Consider the following 20697-nt stretch of genomic DNA (forward strand, 5'->3'; position numbering starts at 1 on the left):
CCGGTGCGCCAGCACTGGGGCGGGACAGTGTCTAGGGCTGTTCGCGGAGAAATACCTCGCTGGCCTGCTGGGAGGTTGCATTTTACTTTTCAATTCCCCGTGCTTTCGCGCTGAACTCGCAGCCGCAGTAGTCCTGCCGGTACAGGCCGTATTCTTCCGAGAGCTGCAAACTGCGCAGGTAGCCGTTGTGCTTTTTGAAGTCCGAGGGCAGATGTTTCACGCCGAACTCTGCTTCCAGCTCCTGCCCGATGGCGTTGATGCGCTTGGCGTCCTTGTGCGGGCTGATGGACAGGGTGGTGGTGAACCAGTCGAAGCCGTTTTCCTTCGCGTACTGGGCCGCCCGGCGCATCCGCAACCGGTAACACACGGTGCACCGATTGCCGCGCTCCGGCTCGTTTTCAAGGCCGGTGACGGCAGAATAGAACTCCTGCGGGTCGTAGTGGTCTTCCACCACGGTCACGCCCAGCGGGTGGGCGGCCGCCACGAACTTTTTCAGTTCTTCGCCGCGGCGGTGGTATTCTGCGGCAGGCCAGGTGTTGGGGTTATAATAGAGCACCGTGATGTCGAAGTACTGGCACAGCTGCTCCAGCACCGCGCTGGAGCAGGGCCCGCAGCAGGCGTGGAGCAAAAGGCGCGGCCGTGTGCCGTCCAGATTTTTGAGCACCAGATCCATCTGCTGGGCAAAATTGAGTTGAGTTGCCATTTTTATCATCCTTTGTTATACTGATTGCAAGCAATTCCTTAAAAAGGCTCGCCCCTTCGGGGGGAGCCGGCGCGTCAGCGCCTGAGAGGGTTTATTTTTTACTATTATAGCATATTCTTATTTAAAATACAGGAGGTCCCCATGACCCAGGAAAAGATTGCCCGCATCAACGAGCTGGCAAAAAAGAGCAAGACCACCGGCCTGACCGAGGCCGAAAAGGCAGAGCAGCAGGCCCTGCGCCGCGAATACATCGACGACATGAAGGCCAGCCTGCGCGCGCAGCTGGCCAACACCTCCATTCAGGAGCCGGACGGCACCATCCACAAGGTGACCCGCCGTGCCGAACTTGAGAACCCCCGCAGCTGAACGCACAATTTTGCGCACACTTTTTTGGAGGAAAACGCAGCCCAAAGCTGTGTTTTCCTCTTTTTTTGCACGGCGATCTGTGCTATACTATACTTGCATTGGTATGTGCTTTGTGTATGCCTGCTGATGTGGTTTCCCAAGGTGGCGTATCCCGGGCAAGGTGCACGGAAAAGGCTGTCTTTTGAAAAAATGATAAAGAGGTCATTTATTATGCTTACTGCAATTACGGGTATCAACTGGGGCGATGAAGGCAAGGGCCGCATGGTCGACCTCATCAGCCAGGAGTACGACATCGTTGCACGCTATCAGGGCGGCAACAATGCAGGCCACACCGTCAAGAACGAGCGCGGCAAGTTCGTGCTGAACCTGCTGCCTTCCGGCATCCTGCGCCCGGACGTTGTCTGCGTCATGGGCAACGGCATGGTCATCGACCCGCATCATCTGGACGGCGAGATCAACAAGCTGCGCGAGCAGGGCATTGAGATCACCCCGGCAAACCTGAAGATCTCCGACCGTGCGACCATCACCATGCCCTACCATGTGGAGCAGGATGGTCTGGAGGAGGCACGCCTGTCCAAGACCGGCGCACAGTTCGGCTCCACCAAGCGCGGCATCGCCTACGCTTACGGCGACAAATACATGAAGAAGACCCTGCGCATGGGCGACCTGCTGCATCTGGACGATGCCGTGAAGAAGCGCCTGATCACCATGGTGGACTCCAAGAATCTGGTCATGGAGGGCAGCTACAACGCCGCTCCCATCAGCGTAGACGAGATGTGGAACTGGCTCGAAAAGTATGCCGCCATCTTCAAGGACTACATCTGCGATGTGGGTCAGTATCTGGCGGATGCCGACGCCGCCGGCAAGAAGGTGCTGTTTGAGGCACAGCTGGGCGCACTGCGCGACATCGACTTTGGCATCTACCCCTACACCACCTCCTCCAACGTCATCGGTGCCTATGCCCCCATCGGCGCGGGCATCCCGGGCCACAAGCTGCACAACTCCATCGGTGTGATGAAGGCTTACTCCTCCTGCGTGGGCGACGGCCCCTTCACCGCTGAGCTGGCCATGACCGAGGAAGAAAAGCACGACCTGCGTGAGGCTGGCCACGAGTATGGTGCAGCCACCGGCCGTCCCCGCCGCGTGGGCCCCATCGACCTGGTGGCAAGCCGCTACGGTGTGTTCTGCCAGGGCTGCGATGAAGTGGCTCTGACCCTGCTGGACGTGCTGGACTACATGGAGAAGATCCCCATGGTCACTGCTTACAAGCTGACCGACGGCAGCACCACCACCCGTTTCCCCATGGGTGAGGCACTGGATACCGCACAGCCCGTGGTGGAGTACCTGCCCGGCTGGCACTGCGATATCACCGCAGCCCGCAAGTGGGAGGACCTGCCCAAGGAAGCACAGGCCTATGTGGAATATCTGGAAAAGGCCGTTGGCTGCAAGATCACCTACATCTCTGTGGGTGCTGAGCGCGAGGCCTACATCCACCGCGTCTGATTTTTCCCGCCGGGCCAAAGCTCCCGAATCTTTCAGAAAAGGAAGCGTCACAGATGTTTGATATCATTACCGACAGCGCCTGCGACCTGACGCCGGAAACGGCCAGGCAGCTGGGCATTGAGGTCATCCCGTTTTATGTTTCGCTGGACGGCGAACACTACCGCAAGGAAGGCAAGGAGATCGCTGTGCGGGATTTCTACCAGTTCATGGTGGACAACCCTTCGGCCTACCCCAAAACCAGCCTTGCTTCCATTGAGGACTTTGAGCAGGCATTCCGTGCCCATGCTGCTGCTGGCCGGGATGTGCTGTGTCTGGTGTTCACCAGCAAGATGAGCGGCTGTGTGGGCAGCGCCCGCAATGCCCGGGATCTGGTGCTGGAAGATTTCCCCGATGCCCGCATTGAGGTCATTGACAGCGCGGCGGCTACCGTTACCGAGTCCACCATGGTGGAAAACGCCGTGGCCATGCGGGATGCAGGCTGCACCCTGGACGAGACCGTGACCTGGCTGGAAGCCGAAAAGGTCACCAACCAGATCTTCTTCACGGTGGGCAACCTGGATTACCTCATCAAGGGCGGACGCATCGGCAAAGTGACCGGGCGCGCGGCCAACATGCTGGGCATCAAGCCGATGATCCTGTTCAAGGACGGCGAGATCTTCTCCGGCGGCGTGGCTCGTGGCCGCCAGAAAAGCTTTGAGAAGGCGCTGGATCAGCTGATGAACTATCTGGAAGCCCACGGCGGCACCCCGGACGACTACCGCATCACGGTGGGCTACGGTTACGACGCCGACGAGGGCAAGCGTCTGTGGATGCAGACCCGTGCGGCGCTGCGCGCCAAGTACCCCGGCGCACAATGTGAAGTGGGCCTGCTGCAGATCGGCTGCACCATTGCGGTGCACACCGGCCCCTATGCGCTGGGCATGGGCGTCATGCGCCGCTGGAAAAAGCAGGGCTGAGAAAGAACTCTATTTGGAACTCCAGAAGATCTGCGGATCTTCTGGAGTTCTTTTTGTGTGCGGCTGGCAAAAACTGTAAATTGCAAACTTTTTATGAACCCTATTGACAAAGCGAATGAATAAGAGTATATTTTTAGCAGTCGAATGAATAGAGTGCTAAATCGAAAATGAGACTGTTCGGCAGGAGGTGCACAAAATCATGAAACATAAATCAAAAGTGAGATGCTTCCGGTTCTGCAGCCTCTGTGCGCAGAGCGGTTAGCACTTGACTGATTCGTCCGCTAACACAAAACCTTCCGGTATGAATGGAGGCTTGACTTTATGAATACCAATCAATATACACAGAAGACCCTTGAAGCTCTGCAGGCGGCCCAGCAGCTGGCTGTGGAGTACCAGCACAATGCATTGGAGCCTGAGCACCTGCTGCACGCCCTCGCTTCGCAGGAGCAGGGACTGATCCCCCAGCTGCTGCAGAAATTGAACGTGGACCCCGGCAGCTTTGCCGCCGCTGTGGCCGAAAAGCTTTCGGCCCTGCCGCGCGTTTCCGGCTCCGGCCGTGACCCGGACAAGGTCTATATCTCGCAGGCCACCGATAAGGTGCTGAGTGCCGCCGCCCGCGAAGCCAAGGCCATGAAGGATGACTATATCAGCGTGGAGCACCTGTTCCTCGGCCTGCTGGACGAGCAGACCCAGAACACCACCGAGCTGTTCCGCGCGTTCAGCATTAAGAAGGATGCCTTCCTGCAGCAGCTGACGGCCGTGCGCGGCAACCAGCGCGTGACCACCGATAACCCCGAGGAGACCTACAACGCCCTGCAGAAGTACGGTCAGGATCTGGTAGACCTTGCCCGCAAGCAGAAGCTGGACCCCGTCATCGGCCGCGATCAGGAGATCCGCAACGTGATCCGCATCCTGTCCCGTAAGACCAAGAACAACCCCTGCCTGATCGGTGAGCCCGGCGTCGGCAAGACTGCCATCGCCGAGGGCCTTGCCCAGCGTATCGTGCGCGGCGATGTGCCCGAAAACCTGAAAGACCGCACCGTGTTCAGCCTGGACATGGGCGCTCTGGTGGCCGGTGCAAAGTACCGCGGCGAGTTCGAGGAACGCTTAAAGAGCGTGCTGAACGAGGTGAAAAAGAGCGAGGGCAAGATCATCCTGTTCATTGATGAGCTGCACACCATCGTGGGTGCCGGCAAGACCGACGGTGCCATGGACGCCGGCAACCTGCTCAAGCCCATGCTGGCCCGCGGCGAGCTGCACTGCATCGGTGCTACCACGCTGGACGAGTACCGCCAGTATATCGAGAAAGACCCTGCTCTGGAGCGCCGCTTCCAGCCCGTTCAGGTGGATGAGCCCACGGTGGAAGACACCATCTCCATCCTGCGCGGCCTGAAGGAACGGTACGAAGTGTTCCACGGCGTCAAGATCAACGACAGTGCCCTCATCGCTGCCGCCACCCTGTCCGACCGCTATATCACCGACCGCTTCCTGCCCGATAAGGCCATCGACCTTGTGGATGAAGCCTGCGCCATGATCAAGACCGAGATGGACAGTATGCCCAGCGAGATGGACGATCTGGCCCACCGCATCACCCAGCTGCAGATCGAGCAGGTGAGCCTGAAAAAGGAGACCGACGCCCTGAGCCAGAGCCGCCTGAAGGACCTCGAAAAAGAGCTGGCCGAGCTGCAGGACAAGTTCCGCAGCATGAAGGCAAAGTGGGAAAACGAGAAAAACGCCATCGGCAAGGTGCAATCCCTGCGTGAGCAGATCGAGCAGACCAACGCCGATATCGAGAAGGCCCAGCGCGAGTACGACCTGAACAAGGCCGCTGAGCTGAAATACGGCAAGCTGCCCCAGCTGCAGAAACAGCTGGAGGAGGAAGAAAAGATCGCTGCCGCCAAGAAGGAAGACAGCCTGCTGCGTGACCGCGTGACTGACGAGGAGATCGCCCGCATCGTGGCCCGCTGGACCGGCATCCCGGTGGAAAAGCTGGTGGAAGGTGAGCGCGAGAAGCTGCTGCATCTGGACGATGTGCTGCACCGCCGTGTCATTGGTCAGGACGAGGCCGTCACCAAGGTGAGCGAAGCCATCCTGCGCAGCCGCGCGGGCATCGCCAACCCCAACCGTCCCATCGGCAGCTTCCTGTTCCTGGGCCCCACGGGCGTGGGCAAGACCGAACTTGCCAAGGCACTGGCACAGGCCCTGTTTGACGACGAGCGCAACATGGTGCGTATCGATATGACCGAGTATATGGAGAAGTTCAGCGTCAGCCGCCTGATCGGTGCGCCTCCGGGATACGTCGGTTATGAGGAGGGCGGCCAGCTGACCGAGGCCGTGCGCCGCAAACCCTACAGCGTGGTGCTGTTCGACGAGGTGGAAAAGGCCCACCCCGATGTGTTCAACATCCTGCTGCAGGTGCTGGACGATGGCCGCATCACCGACAGTCAGGGCCGCACTGTGGACTTCAAGAACACGGTCATCATCCTGACCTCCAACCTTGGCAGCGACATCATCCTGAACGATCTGGAGCAGCGCCGTGCAAACGGCTCCAACGAGCTCAGCGAGGATGCCCGCAGGCAGATCGACCTGCTGCTGAAATCCAAGTTCCGCCCCGAATTCCTCAATCGTCTGGACGAGATCGTCTACTACAAGAGCCTGACGAAGGACGAGACCCGCAAGATCGTGGACCTGCAGCTGGAAGACCTGCGCAAGCGCATGGACGAGGGCAAGCACCTCAAGCTGGATGTTACCACGGCTGCCAAGGACTTCATCATTGATTCGGCCTACGACAGCGTGTATGGTGCACGTCCCATCAAACGGTTCATCCAGAGCCGCGTGGAGACCCTCATTGCGAAGGCCATCATTCAGGGCAGCTACGCCGAGGGCAATACCCTCACCGTGGACTGCGAGAACGGCGCGCTGGTGCTCCGTTGAGAACTTGTCGGGGCGAGGCCCCTCCGTCTCGCTTGCGCGAGACCGCTCTGCCGCTTAAAGTCCCCACTGGGGACTTCATTGCTCCGCAAACGCGGATTTTCCCTGTTTTGTACACAGTCTGCGGGCAGAATGCTTGCACCACCGTACAGAATATGGTATTATAACAAATAACATTGATGTGCTTTTCATCGCAGAATGGCAACGATGGAAAGCACATTTTTGTATGCACGAAAGTTTATTCTAAAAAACTCTCAGGCCCACAGCGATGACTGAGAGGGTCCAAATCAAAACAGAAAGTTGAGTGTGATTTCCCTTTTTATGGACGATGGCAGTATGACGCTTCTCGTGGCGCTGGTGATCTTGGTGGCATGTTCCGCCTTTTTCTCCGCCTCCGAGACCGCTTTTTCTTCCCTGAATCAGATCCGCCTGAAAAGCCGCGCCGAGGACGGCGACGCAGCGGCCGCCCGGGTGCTGGCCATGGCCGGAAAGTATGATAAGCTGCTTTCCACCATCCTCATCGGCAACAACATTGTGAACATTGCCGCCGCTTCCATTGGCACCATCCTGTTCACCAAGGCGCTGGGTGCCGAGCGTGGTGCCACGGTGTCCACCATGGTGCTGACCATCGTGGTGCTGATCTTCGGCGAGGTGACCCCCAAGAGCCTGGCCAAGGAGATGCCGGAAACGGTGGCCACCATGGTGTCGCCGGTGCTGAACCTGCTGATGCTGCTGTTCACCCCGCTGACCTGGCTGTTCACCCAGTGGAAGCGCCTGCTGGGGCACTTTATCCGCAGCAGTGAGGAAGACACCATCACCGAGGGCGAGCTGATGACCATGGTGAGCGAGGCCGAGAACGACGGCGAACTGACCGACCGGGAAAGTGAGCTGATCCGCAGCGCCATCGAGTTTGACGATGTGGAAGTGGAGGAGATCCTCACCCCCCGTGTGGATGTGATCGCGGTGGAGGACGACCTCCCGCTGGACGAAGTGGCCCAGACCTTTGCGGAATCCGGCTATTCGCGCCTGCCCGTCTACCACGGCACCATTGATAACATCATCGGCGTCGTGCATGAAAAGGACTTTTATCTGGCCCGCCTGAAAAAGGAAGCCACGCTGGAAGAACTGGTCAAGCCTACGCTCTACACCACCGGTTCCACCCAGATCTCTCAGCTGCTGCGCACCCTGCGGGAGCAGCATCACCACATGGCGGTGGTGGTGGACGAGTACGGCGGCACCGAGGGCATCATCACGCTGGAAGACATTCTGGAGGAGCTTGTGGGCGAGATCTGGGATGAACACGACGAGGTGACCGAGGACTTCCGCAAGCAGTCGGACGGCAGCTGGGTCGTGCTGGGCAGCGCCAGCGTGGACGATCTGTACGAGACGCTGGGCCTGCCGGAGGATGACGACATCGACTCCAACACCGTGAACGGCCTGGTGCAGGAAAAGACCTGCCGCCTGCCGAAAGTGGGCGACAAGTTCACGCTGGGCGAATACGACGGTGTGGTGACCCGCACCGCCAAGCGCCGCGTCACCGAAGTGCGCCTGACCCCGGCCGAGAAGCCAGAGCTGAAAAAGGACGAAGAGGAAAAAGGCCATTTTGGTCGCATGACTTCTAAATAAACACAAGAGCCGCTGCATATCAGGTGCAGCGGCTCTTGTGCTTATTGGGCTTACAAGGCCCTTTGTTCTTATCTTCAGGGGATCACAGCAGCGGGATGCCAGCCTTTGCGCAGGCTTCGCGGGTGGCGGCGTCCCAGACGCTGGCCTGCACTTCGCCAATGTGGGCGCTGCCCAGCAGCAGCATGCACAGGCGGCTCTGGCCGATGCCGCCGCCGATGGAGTAGGGCAGCTCGCCGTTCAGCACGGCCTTGTGGAAGGGCAGGGCGCGGCGGTCGTCGCAGCCAGCCATGGTCAGCTGCTTGTCCATGCTCTCGGGGCTGACGCGGATGCCCATGCTGCTCAGCTCGTAGCTACACTGCAGCGGGTCGTTCCAGAACAGCAGGTCGCCGTTCAGGTCCCAGTCGTCGTAGTCCGGGGCGCGGCCGTCGTGGGGTTTGCCGCTCTTGAGCGGGGCACCGATCTTCATCAGGAAGGTGGTGCCGTTCTCCTTCACGAAGGCGTTCTCGCGCTCCTTCGGGGTCAGGTCGGGGTATTTATCTTCCAGCTCCTGGGTGGTGATGAAGGTCACGTTGGGGCTGTGCAGGGGCAGCTCCTGCAGCTGGGGGAACATGGCGTGCAGGTTCATCTCGGTGGCGCACACGGCGGACACGATGGAGCGCACCACGCTCTTGAGGTAGGCTTCGTTGCGGTCCTCGAGACGGATGACCTTTTCCCAGTCCCACTGGTCCACATAGATGGAGTGGAGGTTGTCCAGGTCCTCGTCGCGGCGGATGGCGTTCATGTCGCAGTACAGGCCCTTGCCCACGCGGAAGTCGTAGTCCTTCAGGGCCTTGCGCTTCCACTTTGCCAGCGACTGCACCACCTGTGCCTCAATGCCGCTGTCCTTGATGTCGAAGGTGACCTTGCGCTCCACGCCGTTCAAATCGTCGTTCAGGCCGGTGGAAGCCTCCAGAAACAGCGGTGCAGACACACGGTACAGGTTCAGGGTGGCGCACAGCGTGTCGGCGAACAGGCGCTTCACGGTGCCAATGGCGCGCTGGGTATCGTACAGGTTCAGCGCGGGCTGATAGTTCTCCGGAATGATGGTCTTGCTCATAACAAAAACCCCCTCTTATGTTTGGTTCTGCCCCGCTTTCCCGAGCCGGGGCGCGGCGCTTCAGGCCGAAAAAATACTAGTTTAATTATCGCACATTCTTTTACGAAAGTAAAGTGAAAGAAGCAAAAAAGAGGCTGTATCCCACCGGATACAGCCCCTTTTCAAAATCAACTCAGCCGCCCAGATAGGCGCTGCGCACGCGCTCATTGGTCAGCAGCTCAGCACCAGTGCCCTCCATGACCACACGGCCGGTCTCCAGAACGTAGGCACGGTCGGCCACGGACAGGGCCATCTGTGCGTTCTGCTCCACCAGCAGGATGGTCATGCCCTCCTTGTGGATGTTCTTGATGATGTCGAAGATCTCCTGCACCAGCAGGGGAGACAGGCCCATGGAAGGTTCGTCCAGCATCAGCATGGAAGCGTTGCTCATCAGGGCGCGGCCCATGGCCAACATCTGCTGCTCGCCGCCGGACATGGTGCCGGCCAGCTGCTTGCGGCGCTCCTTCAGGCGGGGAAACAGCTCAAAGACCTTCTCCTTGTTGGGGGCGATGGTGGAAGCGGGCTGGGTGTAGGCACCCATGTCCAGGTTCTCTTCCACGGTCATGTGCAGGAACACATGGCGTCCCTCGGGAACATGGGCCAGACCGGATTCCACGATCTTGTGGGCGCGCACACCCTTGATGCTCTTGCCCTTGTACAGGATGTCGCCCGTCTTGGGGTGCAGCAGACCGGAAATGGTCTTCAGGGTGGTGGACTTGCCGGCACCGTTGGCACCGATCAGGGTGACGATCTCGCCCTGGTCCACCTCAAAGGAAATGTCCTTGACAGCGTGGATGTTGCCGTAAAAGACGTTGATGTTGTCGACTTTCAGTAAGGTATCTGCCATCGCTCAGCCCTCCTTTTTGCCCAGGTAGGCTTCGATGACCTGGGGGTTGTTGCGGATCTCGTCCGGGGTGCCCTTGGCGATGATGCGGCCAAAGTTCAGCACCGCGATGCCCTCGCAGATGCCCATGACCAGGCTCATATCATGCTCGATCAGCAGCACAGCGATGTTGAATTCATCACGGATGCGGCGGATGGTCTCGGTCAGCTCGGCGGTCTCGGAGGGGTTCATACCGGCAGCAGGCTCGTCCAGCAGCAGCAGCTTCGGGCTGGTGGCCAGCGCACGCATGATCTCCAGACGGCGCTGTGCACCGTAGGGCAGGCTGCCGGCGGGCACATCGGCCAGGTCGGCCATGTGGAAGATGTCCAGCAGCTCGTAGGCACGCTCGGTGCACTTCTTTTCCTCTTTCCAGTAGTTGGGCAGACGAATCAGCGAGGAGGCCAGATTGTACTTCATGGACTCATGCAGGCCCACCTTGATGTTGTCGATGACGCTCAGTTCCTTGAACAGGCGGATGTTCTGGAAGGTACGGGCCACGCCCATGCGGTTGACCTGGTAGGTCTTTTTGCCGGCGGTGGGCATCCCGTCGATCAGGATGGAGCCGCGGGTGGGCTGATACACGTTGGTCAGCAGGTTGAACACGGTGGTCTTACCGGCACCGTTGGGGCCGATCAGGCCGGTGATCTCGTTGCGGCCGATCATCAGGTTGAAGCCGTCCACAGCGGTCAGGCCGCCGAAGTCGATGCCCAGTTCACGCACGTCCAGAATGGGCTTTTTGTCCTTGTCGCGGTCGGTCAGAAAACCGCCGGAGGGCACACTGTGTAACTTGGTCTGGAACTCATTCATGGTCCGCACCCTCCTTTGCATTCTTCTTGCGGAACAGCTCGCCGTTCAGGACCTTTTCCACGATGCGGCTCATGGAGAAGTCGTAGCTGCCCAGCAGTCCGCCCGGGCGGAAGATCATCATCAGGATCAGCACCAGCGAGTAGATGACCATGCGGTAGCTGTCGAAGCTGCGGGTCGCCTCGGGCAGGACGGTCAGCACGGTAGCAGACAGGATGGAGCCCAGCATGGAACCCATGCCGCCCAGGACCACCATGACCAGGATCTCGATGGACTTCATGAAGCCGAAGGTGGAGGGAGTCAGCACGCCGATGTAGCAGGCGTACAGACCGCCGGCCATGCCGGCAAAGGCAGCCGAGAAGGCAAAGGCCATGACCTTGTAATAAGTGGTCTGGATGCCGCAGCTCTCGGCGGCGATCTCATTGTCGCGGATGGCCAGCACAGCGCGGCCATGGCGGCTCTTCATCATGGTATGAATCAGGAAACAGGTGATGACCACACAGATAAACACGTTGGTAAAATTGGAGTACTTGGGGATGTTCTTCAGGCCCTTGGAGCCGTAGAACAGTTTGAAGCCCAGCACATCGTCGATGTTGTTCAGGGTGATGCGGATGATCTCGCCGAAGCCCAGGGTCAGGATAGCCAGATAGTCACCGGTCAGACGCAGGGCGGGAATGCCGATGAGCACACCGAACAGACCGGCTACGATGCAGGCCAGCACCAGGCCGATGGCAAAGGAAATGCCGCGCGGCAGGGTGCTGTACTTGGTGAACAGAGCGCAGGCGTAGGCACCTACCGCCATGAAACCGGCGTGGCCCAGCGGCAGCTGGCCCAGATAACCGGTGGCAACGTTCAGGGAGACAGCCAGGATGATGTTGATGCCCACGGTAAGCAGGACCTTGTTCTGGTAGGTGGAGAGCACATTGCCGGTCACATAGGACAGCACCACGAACAGCAGGACCACCAGAATGGCGTTCATCAGATAGCGCACGGGCATTTTCAAAGTTTTGCGTTTGGTATTCATCTTTCTGCCCCTCCTTACACCTTTTCCTGTACCTTGCGGCCGAGGAAGCCGGTGGGCTTGACCAGCAGCACGATGATCAGGATCGCAAACGTCACAGCGTCTTTCCAGGCAGACAGACCGATGGCGGAGACAAAACATTCACACAGGCCGATGGCAATGCCGCCGATCATGGCACCCGGAATGGAACCGATGCCGCCCAGGACTGCAGCAACAAAGGCTTTCAGGCCCAGCATGGAACCCATGGTGGGCGTAGCCTGCGGATAGGAACAGCAGTACAGCACCGAGCCGATGCCGGCCAGAGCGGAGCCAACAGCAAAGGTAAAGGAGATGGTGCTGTTGACATTGATGCCCATCAGGCGGGCGGCGTCCATATCCTCGGACACGGCACGCATGGCCTTGCCCAGCTTGGTCTTCTGCACCAGGAAGGTCAGCACCAGCATGGACAGCACGGTGACCACCAGGGTGATGATGGAGGTCAGGCCCAGAGGGACTTTGCCGATCATAAAGGTCTTGCTGTCATAGTAGGCCGGGATGACCTTGGCGCCGGATCCCATGACCAGCTCGGCGGTGTACTCCAGGAAGAAGGACACGCCGATGGCGGTGATCAGCAGCGAGATGCGGGGGGCGCTGCGCAGGGGGGTGTAGGCGATCTTTTCGATCACGACACCCAGCAGCGTACAGGTGATGATGGTGGCGCACACGGCAGCGACCGGGCCAAGGCCCAGCTGATTCATGACGAACCAGGACATATATGCGCCCACCATGATGATATCGCCGTGGGCAAAGTTCAGCAGCAGAATGATGCCGTACACCATGCTGTAGCCCAGTGCGATCAGTGCATAGATGCTGCCAAGGGACAAGCCATTGATCAGCTGGCTAAAGAACACTGTCATGGATGGATACTTCCTTTCTTTGCGGCGTTTGCACGCCTTTTGGGGGATGCACTTTTTTACCAAAAAAGCGGAGACAGCCGAGCAAAACCTGTTCCGGCGGTCTCCGCAATGGTTCATTTCCTTCTGGCTCCAGCCCTTATGCCGCGCACCGGTGTGCGGTGGAGAAGCGGGATCAGAACATTTCCTTCAGCACAGGGGTCTCACCGTCGAAGCACAGGATAGCAGTCTGCTTGACGGGATCGTGGTGCTCATCGAAGGTGAAGGTGCCGGTGATGCCGTCGATGGTGCCGGAGGCAATGGCATCGATGACAGCCTGCTTGTAGTCGTCATCGCCAGCAGCCAGACCGGCATCCTCAGCAGCCTGAATGCCGTAGACAACGGTCATGGCAGCATCGTAGCCCAGAGGTGCGAAACCGTTGGGGTACTCCTCGCCGTACTCTTCCTTGTAGGCGTTCTCAAAGTCGGAGTTGGAACCCTTTGCATAGTTGGCGCAGAAGTAGGCATCCTTCAGCTGATCGGCGGTAGCGTAGCCTTCCAGGCCGTCCCAGCCATCGCCGCCCAGGAACGGGCAGGTCATGCCGATATCGCGGGCCTGCTTCAGGATCTTGCTCACGTCCTCATAGTAGTTGGGGCAGAACACCACCTGCGGATTCTTGCCCATGATGGTGGTCAGCTGAGTTTTGAAGTCCACATCGCCCTTGGAGTAGCTCTCATCGTCCACGATGGTGCCGCCCTTTGCTTCGAACTCGTTGATGAAGTTCTCAGCCAGGCCTTCGTTGTAATCGGCACCCTTCTCAAAGATGACAGCTGCTTCGGTGTAGCCCAGCTTCTCGTAAGCATAGTCTGCCATATGGACGCCCTGATACGGGTCGGTGAAGGTGGCACGGAAGACGTTTGCATTCACGGTGTCGGTCTCGGCATCGTAGGTGACAGCCTCAGCGGTAGCAGAAGCGGTGACCATGGGCATATTGTAGTCGGCGCTCTCGGCAGCCACAGCCAGGGTGGGAGCGGTGGTGACATCGCCCACCAGAGCGGTGATGCCCTCATCCACCAGCTTGGTGAAGCAGTTCACGGCCTGGGTCTCATCGCCCTGTTCATCCTCGGTCAGAATCTCGATCTGCTTGCCGTTGATGCCGCCGTTGGCGTTGACCTGCTTCAGATACAGGGTAGCACCGTTGACAACAGCCTTGCCGTAAACGGAAACATCACCGGTCAGGGGTCCCATGACACCGACCTTGATGGTGTCGCCGGAAGCAGCGGCACCAGAAGCTGCGGTAGAGGCGGAAGCAGCAGTGCTGTTGGAAGAACCGCCGCATGCAGTCAGAACGCCAGCTGCAGCAACAACACCTGCAGCGGCCAGGAAATTACGACGAGAAATCATCTTTTTCATAGTGAATATCCTCCTTAGGAGCATTCGCGCTTCAGTATAAAAACGGAAGCAAGGCCCTCTTTCCCTCAAAGCGACCTTGCTTCGTTATCAATATTATAGACCTGTGAGCCAAAATCCGCAATTCACAAACCGTCCATACTTTCAGGGACATTTTGTGGACTTTGTTGCCAAAATAGCCAAAAGCAATAGGCCTATTTTGTGCACTATTTCAATTGCTTCATTTTGTTTGTGTGTCAGGTGAACGCAATTCACAAGTTGCAAAAGGGTTACAGGGTCTCCATTTCGGCATCTGCGGCGAACTCGGCCTCTGCACGTGCCTCGGCAGCTTCGCCCTCTGCTTCCGCTTTGGCCGGAGACTCTGCAAGGACCTTGCGGATGGCGGTGAAGTAGAACACCAGCGACAGGCCGGTGCCGATGCACCAGCCCACGGGCCATGCCATCCAGATGCCCGTGCTGCCCAGAGCAGTGCTGCTCAGCACAATGGCGATGCCCACGCGCAGGATCAGGTCGGAGAAGGTAGCGATCATAAAGCGCACCATCATGCCGCAGCCGCGCAGGATGCCGTCAGTGACCAGCTTGAGCGACACCACAAAATAGAAGGGAGACAGGATGCGCAGGAACAGCATACCGGTGTCGATGGCCGGACCCTGCGGGTCATTCATGAACAGCAGCAGCAGGAAGCGGCCGAAGAAGAAGTACAGGAGCACGATGGGCACGCAGATGATCCACACCAGATTGCGGCCTGCGCCAAAGCCCTTGTGCACACGGTCCATTTTGCCTGCGCCCATGTTCTGGGAGGTGTAGTTGGAGATGCCGTTGCCCAGCGTGGTAAAGGAAGTGATGACCATGTTGTTCAGCTTGACGGCTGCTGAGTAGCCCGCGATGACGCTGGCACCAAAGGTGTTGATGACGCTTTGCAGGATGATGTTGCCCACCGAGACGAAGCTCTGCTGCAGGATGCTGGGGATAGCCACCACAGCCACCTTGCCCAGCATGTTCCAGGAGAACAGCACGACCTTGTTCTTGGATTTGAAGGCGCTGATGCGGCGGAACACCACCACCATGGCCAGCACACAGCTGACGCCCTGGCACAGGAAGGTGGCCCAGGCCACACCGGCCACGCCCATCTTGAAACCGGCCACGAACAGGATGTCCACACCGATGTTGGACAGGGACGAGACGGCCAGGAAGTAGAACGGCGTCTTGCTGTCGCCCAGCGCGGAGAAGATGCCGGTGGCGATGTTATAGAAGAACATGAAAGGCAGGCCCAGCACGTAGATGTCCAGATACAGCGAGGAATCTGCCAGAATTTCGTCCGGGGTGTTGATGAGCTCCAGCAGGCCGTGGCAGCCCACCAGACCAATGAGCATCAGCACGGCGCACAGCACGGCGGAACCGATCAGGGAAGTGTAGACCGAAGTCTTCATCTCATCGTAGTCCTTCGCGCCGAAGTAGCGGGACACGATGACCGAGCAGCCGATGTTGCAGCCGAAGGCGAAGGCGATGAAGATCAGGGTGATCTCGTAGCTGTTGCCCACGGCAGCCAGCGCGTTCTCGCCGATGAACTTGCCTGCCACAAGGCTGTCGGCGATGTTATACAGCTGCTGGAAGATGATGCTGCCGAACATGGGCAGGCAGAACTGCCACAATACCTGTGACGGCTTGCCCACCGTCAGATCCTTATTCATATCAATATCCTCCTCTATGAAGTCTTATGAAGTCTGATCCAATCATGAAGAATTTGTTAACCAAAAGATAGTATAGGACGGACCTGCCAAAAAGTAAAGAAAAATTTTAGTATATCTGCCATATGAAATTTACATGGCAGGCAGGCCCGCATACCGGGCCGGAAAAACGGGCAGGCTGTAAGCAAATACCTGCGCGCTGCCCGGCGGCTTGCACCGGCTGCGGGCGGTTTGCAATGAGACAAAAAAGTTTATGCCGGCAAACATTGCGGGCGGCTCTTGCACTGGGAAGCAAAGCGTGGTAGGATAAACGTGGTTAGTTAGCAATAACTATCCACAAGAATGCCCGGACAAGCCCGCAAGGACGGTGCCGGGCCGGAAATGATTCAAGGAGGTTTTCGATATGAACTATCTGGAAATTGAATCCGTTGTGGGCCGCGAGATCTTGGACTCCCGCGGCAACCCCACCGTGGAGGCTGAGATCACCCTGGCCGACGGCACTGTTGCCCGCGGCTGCGCACCTTCCGGCGCATCCACCGGCGAGTTCGAGGCTCTGGAGCTGCGTGACGGCGACAAGGGCCGTTACCTGGGCAAGGGCGTGACTAAGGCTGTGGAGAACATCAACACCGTCATCGCAGACGCTGTGGTGGGCATGGATGCTTCCGACATCTACGCCATCGACGCCGCCATGATCAAGGCCGACGGCACCAAGGACAAGTCCAATCTGGGCGCAAACGCCATCCTGGCCGTGTCCATCGCAGCCTGCCGTGCAGCCGCTGCTTCGCTGGAGATGCCGCTGTACCGCTTCCTGGGTGGTGTGAACGGCAACCGCCTGCCCGTGCCCATGATGAACATCCTGAACGGTGGTGCCCATGCCACCAACACCGTGGATACCCAGGAGTTCATGATCATGCCCGTGGGCGCTCCCTCCTTCAAGGAAGCCCTGCGCTGGTGCGCTGAGGTGTTCCACGCTCTGGCTTCCATCCTGAAGGCCAAGGGTCTGGCTACCTCCGTGGGCGATGAGGGCGGCTTTGCCCCCAACCTGTCCAGCGACGAGGAGACCATCGAGACCATTCTGGCCGCCATCGAGAAGGCTGGCTATGTGCCCGGCAAGGACTTCATGCTGGCCATGGATGCTGCTTCCTCTGAGTGGAAAAGCCCCAAGGGCAAGGGCTTCTACAAGCTGCCCAAGGCTGGCACCGAGTTCACCTCCAGTGAGCTGATCGCCCACTGGAAGAGCCTGGTGGAGAAGTACCCCATCATCTCCATCGAGGACGGCCTGGACGAGGAAGACTGGGAAGGCTGGCAGGAGATGACCCGCGAGCTGGGCGGCAAGGTCCAGCTGGTGGGCGACGATCTGTTCGTTACCAACACCGAGCGTCTGGCCAAGGGCATCCAGCTGGGTGCAGGCAATGCCATCCTGATCAAGCTGAACCAGATCGGTTCCGTGTCTGAGACCCTCGAAGCCATCAAGATGGCTCACAAGGCCGGTTACACTGCCATCAGCTCTCACCGCTCCGGCGAGACCGAGGACACCACCATCGCCGACCTGGCTGTGGCCCTGAACACCTGCCAGATCAAGACCGGTGCGCCCAGCCGTACTGAGCGTGTGGCAAAGTACAACCAGCTGCTGCGCATCGAGGAGCAGCTGGGCGACAGCGCCGTTTACCCCGGCATGGCAGCTTTCAACGTGAAGCGCTGAACTTGTTGAAAATTTGAATTGATTTGGGCACCCATACTGCTTTCCGGCGGTATGGGTGCCTTTTTGTTTTCAATGCTGTTGGCCGCCGCGGCCAAATTTGTGAAAATAAATTCCCAATATTTCCCTGCAATCGAAAAGGCTGTTCGATCGTATCCATAATAGAACGGCGCAAAGGCCGGAAAACTGGAAAAGGAGCAAACATCCATGTCTCTGTCTACTCTGATGGCACTGTACAAACTTCTCGGCGGGGGCGGCTTTGCAAAGCTGCTGCTGCTCATCCTGAAAGGCATTCTGGCATGAGCCGGTGGTCTGTTCTGCTGGCGGTGTGCACGCTGGCCGGGAGCCTGTTCATCCTGCTGGGCCTGCCTGCACTGCTGCGGCTGGCACTCTGACACAAAAGGGAGAAAAACATGATCTTATCCATGCTGTATCAGCTGTTCCGTCAGATCAACCTGCCGGGCATCTGGTGGATCCTTTCAGAACGGTTTTTCTGAAAATCAAAAATGCAAAAAGAGAGGGGCTTGCCGGTTCACGGAAAGCCCCTCTCTTTGGCTGTTTGTTCAGGAATGGAACGCCTGCAGGTAGGCGTACAGGGCACCCACCTGGTTGGCTTCGCTGCTGAAGGCGCAGGGCACGATCTGGCAGCGGGGCAGGCCCTTCATGTAGGGGGAATCTCCCCGGGACGCAAACAGCCCGTCGTACACCCGGCGCAGCGTTTCCAGCAGCAGCGGCTGCTTGCTGATGCCGCCGCCGATGGCCACCTTTTCCACATCCAGCAGGACGGTCAGATTATAAATTTGTACGGTCACCGCGTGGCAGAAGCGCTCCAGCACATCCAGCGCTTCCGGTTCCCCGGCATTGGCGGCTTCAAAGAACCGGCGGCCGTCCATGGGGGCGTCGGCGGGCAGGCCCTTGCGGGCGCGGTACCATTCCAGCAGCGCGGTAGTGCTGCACTGGCAGGCCATGTTGTTGCGCTCATCGTCCCACCCGGCGGCATTGGTGTTCACAAAGCTGTATTCCCCGGCGGTAAAGTGCACGCCCCGCACCAGCTGGCCGTTGGCGATGATGCCGCCGCCCACGCCGGTGCCGATGAGGAACACCGCCGCATTGCTGCAGCCCTGCAGGGCCCCGGCCTGCAGCTCGGCCATGGCGGCGGCCTTGCCGTCGTTTTCCAGCAGCACGCGGCAGCCGCATTTCTCGGCCAGCAGCTGGCCCAGCGGCGTGTCCGTATTGTAGAGCAAAGCGCCGCCGTTGGTCAGATAGCCGGTCCGGGTATTCACGAAGCCCGGCACGGCCATGGCGATGCCTTCCACCTCGTCCTTATGGGGCAGATACAGCTGGTATAAAGCATCCAGAAAATGCGCCTGCGTATCCTGCGGCGTGGGCACAGAGCCGGTGTGCATGCGCCGCATTGCTTCATCCATCACCGAATACTTGATCTCGGTGCCGCCTACATCAAAAACCATGACCTTCATGGACATTCCCTCCGCAACGCTGTATTTTCTTTTATTATGGCAAATTGCATTTGGAATGTAAAGTGAAAACGCAAAAACGGCACGGCTTTGCAAAGAAAGGCTCTTTTTGTGAAAAACAACCCGGAAAAATCCGCAGATTTTTCCGGGTTGCAAATTCAAAAGATTACAGTTTGCTCAGCTGCGGGCCCTGTGCGGTGTCCTTCACGGCCCAGCCCATCTCGGTCAGCTGAGCGCGGATGGCATCGGCGGTGGCCCAGTCTTTGGCCTTTTTGGCGGCGGCACGCTTCTCCACCAGTTCGGTCACTTCGGCGGGCACCTCGTCCTTCTTGCGGTTGTACAGCAGGCCCAGCACGCCGGTGATCTCGTCGAACGCAGCGGCGGCGGTCTGCAGGGCGTCCTTGCTGGAAACAGCCGACAGGGTGTTGATCTCCTTGACCAGATCGAACACGGCAGCCAGAGCGTCCGGGGTGTTCAGGTCGTCGTCCATGGCGGTGCAGAATTTCTGCTTTGCCTCGGCGGCTTTTTCCTTCAGGCTCTCGTCGGTGCCGAAGTTGCCCTTGCTCAGGGCAAAGTCCAGATTCTCGCGGCAGGTGTACAGGCGCTCCAGACTGTTCTTGCAGCTCTCGATGAGGTCCACAGTGTAGTTCAGGGGCATGCGGTAGCCGGCCGTCAGCATGAAGTAGCGGATGGGTTCATAGCCGTAGATATTGGCCACGTCACGCACGGTGAAGAAGTTGTGCAGGCTCTTGGACATCTTCTGATTGTCCACATTGATGAAGCCGTTGTGCATCCAGTAGCGGGCAAAGGTGCAGCCGTTGGCGCACTCGCTCTGCGCAATCTCGTTCTCGTGGTGCGGGAAGATCAGGTCCTGACCGCCGCAGTGCAGGTCGATGGTCTTGCCCAGATGGGTGCGGCTCATGGCGCTGCACTCGATGTGCCAGCCCGGGCGGCCCATGCCGTAGGGGCTCTCCCATGCAGGCTCACCGGGCTTTGCGGCCTTCCAGACGGCAAAGTCGGCGGGGTCTTCCTTCAGGTCGTCGTCCATCTGGCTGCGCAGCTCACGGTTGCCGCTCTCGAGGTCGTCCAGCTTCAGGTGGCTCAGCTTGCCGTATTCAGGGTCGCTCTTGACGCGGAAGTACACATCGCCGTTCTTGGCAACGTAGGCGTGGCCGGAGTCGATCAGGTCCTTCACGATGTCCAAAATCTGCTGGATGTGCTCGGTGGCGCGGGGCTGCACGGTGGGCTTTTTGCAGTTCAGGCCGGCGGCGTCCTTGAGGTACTCGGCCTCAAAGCGCTGGGCCACTTCCTTCATGGAGGTGCCCTCCTCCTGGCCCTTCTTGATGAGCTTATCGTCGATATCGGTGATGTTGGAAACATAGATCACCTTGTTGCCGCGGTACTCGAGGTAGCGGCGCAGGGTGTCGAACACGATCAGCGGGCGGGCGTTGCCGATGTGGATATAGTTATAAACGGTCGGGCCGCAGACGTAGATGCGGTATTCACCGGGCACCTGCGGCACGAATTCTTCTTTCTGGCGGGTCAGCGTGTTGAAAATCTGCATGGCTGTTTCTCCTTTACTGTGATTTTCATTATAACGGTGCAGTGCAGGGAAGTCAAGAAA

The 20697-nt window shown here is 58.8% G+C and carries 17 protein-coding genes; 6 read left to right on the forward strand and 11 right to left on the reverse strand.

Annotation, left to right across the window (positions count from 1 at the left end):
• Positions 1-82 precede the first annotated feature (82 nt).
• Complete coding sequence (locus CGS49_RS06430) at positions 83-712, reverse strand: epoxyqueuosine reductase QueH (RefSeq protein ID WP_097801052.1); 630 nt, start codon at positions 710-712, stop codon at positions 83-85.
• A 132-nt stretch (positions 713-844) separates the two neighbouring features.
• On the opposite strand from CGS49_RS06430, the gene CGS49_RS06435 reads away from it, so the two are divergent.
• The 5 genes from CGS49_RS06435 (at position 845) to CGS49_RS06455 (ending at position 8085) form a co-directional block, all read left to right on the forward strand.
• Complete coding sequence (locus CGS49_RS06435; protein WP_097801053.1) at positions 845-1069, forward strand: DUF896 domain-containing protein; 225 nt, start codon at positions 845-847, stop codon at positions 1067-1069.
• A 210-nt stretch (positions 1070-1279) separates the two neighbouring features.
• Positions 1280-2572 (forward strand): adenylosuccinate synthase, encoded by a 1293-nt coding sequence (locus CGS49_RS06440; protein WP_097801054.1) that lies wholly within the window; start codon positions 1280-1282, stop codon positions 2570-2572.
• Positions 2573-2625: 53 nt separating this feature from the next.
• A complete protein-coding gene (locus CGS49_RS06445; RefSeq protein WP_097801055.1) occupies positions 2626-3528 on the forward strand; it encodes a DegV family protein in 903 nt (300 codons plus the stop codon).
• Between the two features lie 321 nt (positions 3529-3849).
• The gene (clpB, locus tag CGS49_RS06450; protein ID WP_097801056.1) at positions 3850-6462 is read left to right on the forward strand and encodes an ATP-dependent chaperone ClpB; all 2613 of its coding nucleotides are present in this window, start codon (positions 3850-3852) and stop codon (positions 6460-6462) included.
• Positions 6463-6780: 318 nt separating this feature from the next.
• A complete protein-coding gene (locus CGS49_RS06455; protein ID WP_097801158.1) occupies positions 6781-8085 on the forward strand; it encodes an HlyC/CorC family transporter in 1305 nt (434 codons plus the stop codon).
• An 82-nt stretch (positions 8086-8167) separates the two neighbouring features.
• On the opposite strand, the gene asnA is transcribed toward CGS49_RS06455, so the two are convergent.
• The 7 genes from asnA to CGS49_RS06490 all read right to left on the reverse strand — a co-directional run bounded on the left by asnA (position 8168) and on the right by CGS49_RS06490 (position 15902).
• Positions 8168-9181, reverse strand: coding sequence for an aspartate--ammonia ligase (gene asnA, locus CGS49_RS06460; protein WP_097801057.1), 1014 nt, complete (start codon positions 9179-9181; stop codon positions 8168-8170).
• Between the two features lie 172 nt (positions 9182-9353).
• Entirely contained in the window at positions 9354-10067 is a 714-nt protein-coding gene (locus CGS49_RS06465; protein ID WP_097801058.1) for an ABC transporter ATP-binding protein, read from the reverse strand.
• Positions 10068-10070: 3 nt separating this feature from the next.
• On the reverse strand, positions 10071-10910 hold the full coding sequence (locus CGS49_RS06470; RefSeq protein ID WP_097801059.1) for an ABC transporter ATP-binding protein: 840 nt from the start codon (positions 10908-10910) through the stop codon (positions 10071-10073).
• Complete coding sequence (locus tag CGS49_RS06475) at positions 10903-11931, reverse strand: branched-chain amino acid ABC transporter permease (RefSeq protein WP_097801060.1); 1029 nt, start codon at positions 11929-11931, stop codon at positions 10903-10905. The genes CGS49_RS06470 and CGS49_RS06475 overlap by 8 nt, the downstream gene beginning before the upstream one ends.
• A 14-nt stretch (positions 11932-11945) precedes the next feature.
• The gene (locus tag CGS49_RS06480; RefSeq protein WP_097801061.1) at positions 11946-12824 is read right to left on the reverse strand and encodes a branched-chain amino acid ABC transporter permease; all 879 of its coding nucleotides are present in this window, start codon (positions 12822-12824) and stop codon (positions 11946-11948) included.
• A gap of 172 nt (positions 12825-12996) precedes the next feature.
• Positions 12997-14214: an ABC transporter substrate-binding protein gene (locus tag CGS49_RS06485; RefSeq protein ID WP_097801062.1), complete on the reverse strand. Its 1218-nt coding sequence runs from the start codon at positions 14212-14214 to the stop codon at positions 12997-12999.
• 266 nt (positions 14215-14480) lie between these two features.
• On the reverse strand, positions 14481-15902 hold the full coding sequence (locus CGS49_RS06490) for an MATE family efflux transporter (RefSeq protein WP_097801063.1): 1422 nt from the start codon (positions 15900-15902) through the stop codon (positions 14481-14483).
• A gap of 400 nt (positions 15903-16302) precedes the next feature.
• Here CGS49_RS06490 and eno point away from each other — a divergent pair, with 400 nt between their 5' ends.
• Entirely contained in the window at positions 16303-17601 is a 1299-nt protein-coding gene (eno, locus tag CGS49_RS06495) for a phosphopyruvate hydratase (RefSeq protein WP_097801064.1), read from the forward strand.
• Here eno and CGS49_RS13975 read toward each other — a convergent pair.
• The 3 genes from CGS49_RS13975 to cysS all read right to left on the reverse strand — a co-directional run bounded on the left by CGS49_RS13975 (position 17565) and on the right by cysS (position 20637).
• Positions 17565-17807, reverse strand: a complete 243-nt coding sequence (locus tag CGS49_RS13975) for a hypothetical protein (RefSeq protein ID WP_143405821.1) — start codon at positions 17805-17807, stop codon at positions 17565-17567. The two genes, eno and CGS49_RS13975, sit on opposite strands and share 37 nt — an antisense overlap.
• Positions 17808-18161: 354 nt before the next feature.
• Complete coding sequence (locus CGS49_RS06500; RefSeq protein WP_097801065.1) at positions 18162-19076, reverse strand: ROK family protein; 915 nt, start codon at positions 19074-19076, stop codon at positions 18162-18164.
• 163 nt (positions 19077-19239) lie between these two features.
• A complete protein-coding gene (cysS, locus tag CGS49_RS06505; protein WP_097801066.1) occupies positions 19240-20637 on the reverse strand; it encodes a cysteine--tRNA ligase in 1398 nt (465 codons plus the stop codon).
• Positions 20638-20697: the final 60 nt, after the last annotated feature.

The organism is Faecalibacterium langellae (assembly GCF_002549775.1).
Taxonomy (GTDB): domain Bacteria; phylum Bacillota; class Clostridia; order Oscillospirales; family Ruminococcaceae; genus Faecalibacterium; species Faecalibacterium langellae.

Coding starts and splice junctions, on each gene's coding strand:
- CGS49_RS13975 (WP_143405821.1), bottom strand. CDS start 17,807: ATGGATGTTTGCTCCTTTTCCAGTTTTCCGGCCTTTGCGCCGTTCTAT.
- CGS49_RS06430 (WP_097801052.1), bottom strand. CDS start 712: ATGATAAAAATGGCAACTCAACTCAATTTTGCCCAGCAGATGGATCTG.
- CGS49_RS06445 (WP_097801055.1), top strand. CDS start 2,626: ATGTTTGATATCATTACCGACAGCGCCTGCGACCTGACGCCGGAAACG.
- CGS49_RS06475 (WP_097801060.1), bottom strand. CDS start 11,931: ATGAATACCAAACGCAAAACTTTGAAAATGCCCGTGCGCTATCTGATG.
- CGS49_RS06435 (WP_097801053.1), top strand. CDS start 845: ATGACCCAGGAAAAGATTGCCCGCATCAACGAGCTGGCAAAAAAGAGC.
- clpB (WP_097801056.1), top strand. CDS start 3,850: ATGAATACCAATCAATATACACAGAAGACCCTTGAAGCTCTGCAGGCG.
- CGS49_RS06485 (WP_097801062.1), bottom strand. CDS start 14,214: ATGAAAAAGATGATTTCTCGTCGTAATTTCCTGGCCGCTGCAGGTGTT.
- eno (WP_097801064.1), top strand. CDS start 16,303: ATGAACTATCTGGAAATTGAATCCGTTGTGGGCCGCGAGATCTTGGAC.
- CGS49_RS06465 (WP_097801058.1), bottom strand. CDS start 10,067: ATGGCAGATACCTTACTGAAAGTCGACAACATCAACGTCTTTTACGGC.
- asnA (WP_097801057.1), bottom strand. CDS start 9,181: ATGAGCAAGACCATCATTCCGGAGAACTATCAGCCCGCGCTGAACCTG.
- CGS49_RS06480 (WP_097801061.1), bottom strand. CDS start 12,824: ATGACAGTGTTCTTTAGCCAGCTGATCAATGGCTTGTCCCTTGGCAGC.
- CGS49_RS06455 (WP_097801158.1), top strand. CDS start 6,781: ATGGACGATGGCAGTATGACGCTTCTCGTGGCGCTGGTGATCTTGGTG.
- CGS49_RS06470 (WP_097801059.1), bottom strand. CDS start 10,910: ATGAATGAGTTCCAGACCAAGTTACACAGTGTGCCCTCCGGCGGTTTT.
- CGS49_RS06490 (WP_097801063.1), bottom strand. CDS start 15,902: ATGAATAAGGATCTGACGGTGGGCAAGCCGTCACAGGTATTGTGGCAG.
- CGS49_RS06500 (WP_097801065.1), bottom strand. CDS start 19,076: ATGAAGGTCATGGTTTTTGATGTAGGCGGCACCGAGATCAAGTATTCG.
- CGS49_RS06440 (WP_097801054.1), top strand. CDS start 1,280: ATGCTTACTGCAATTACGGGTATCAACTGGGGCGATGAAGGCAAGGGC.
- cysS (WP_097801066.1), bottom strand. CDS start 20,637: ATGCAGATTTTCAACACGCTGACCCGCCAGAAAGAAGAATTCGTGCCG.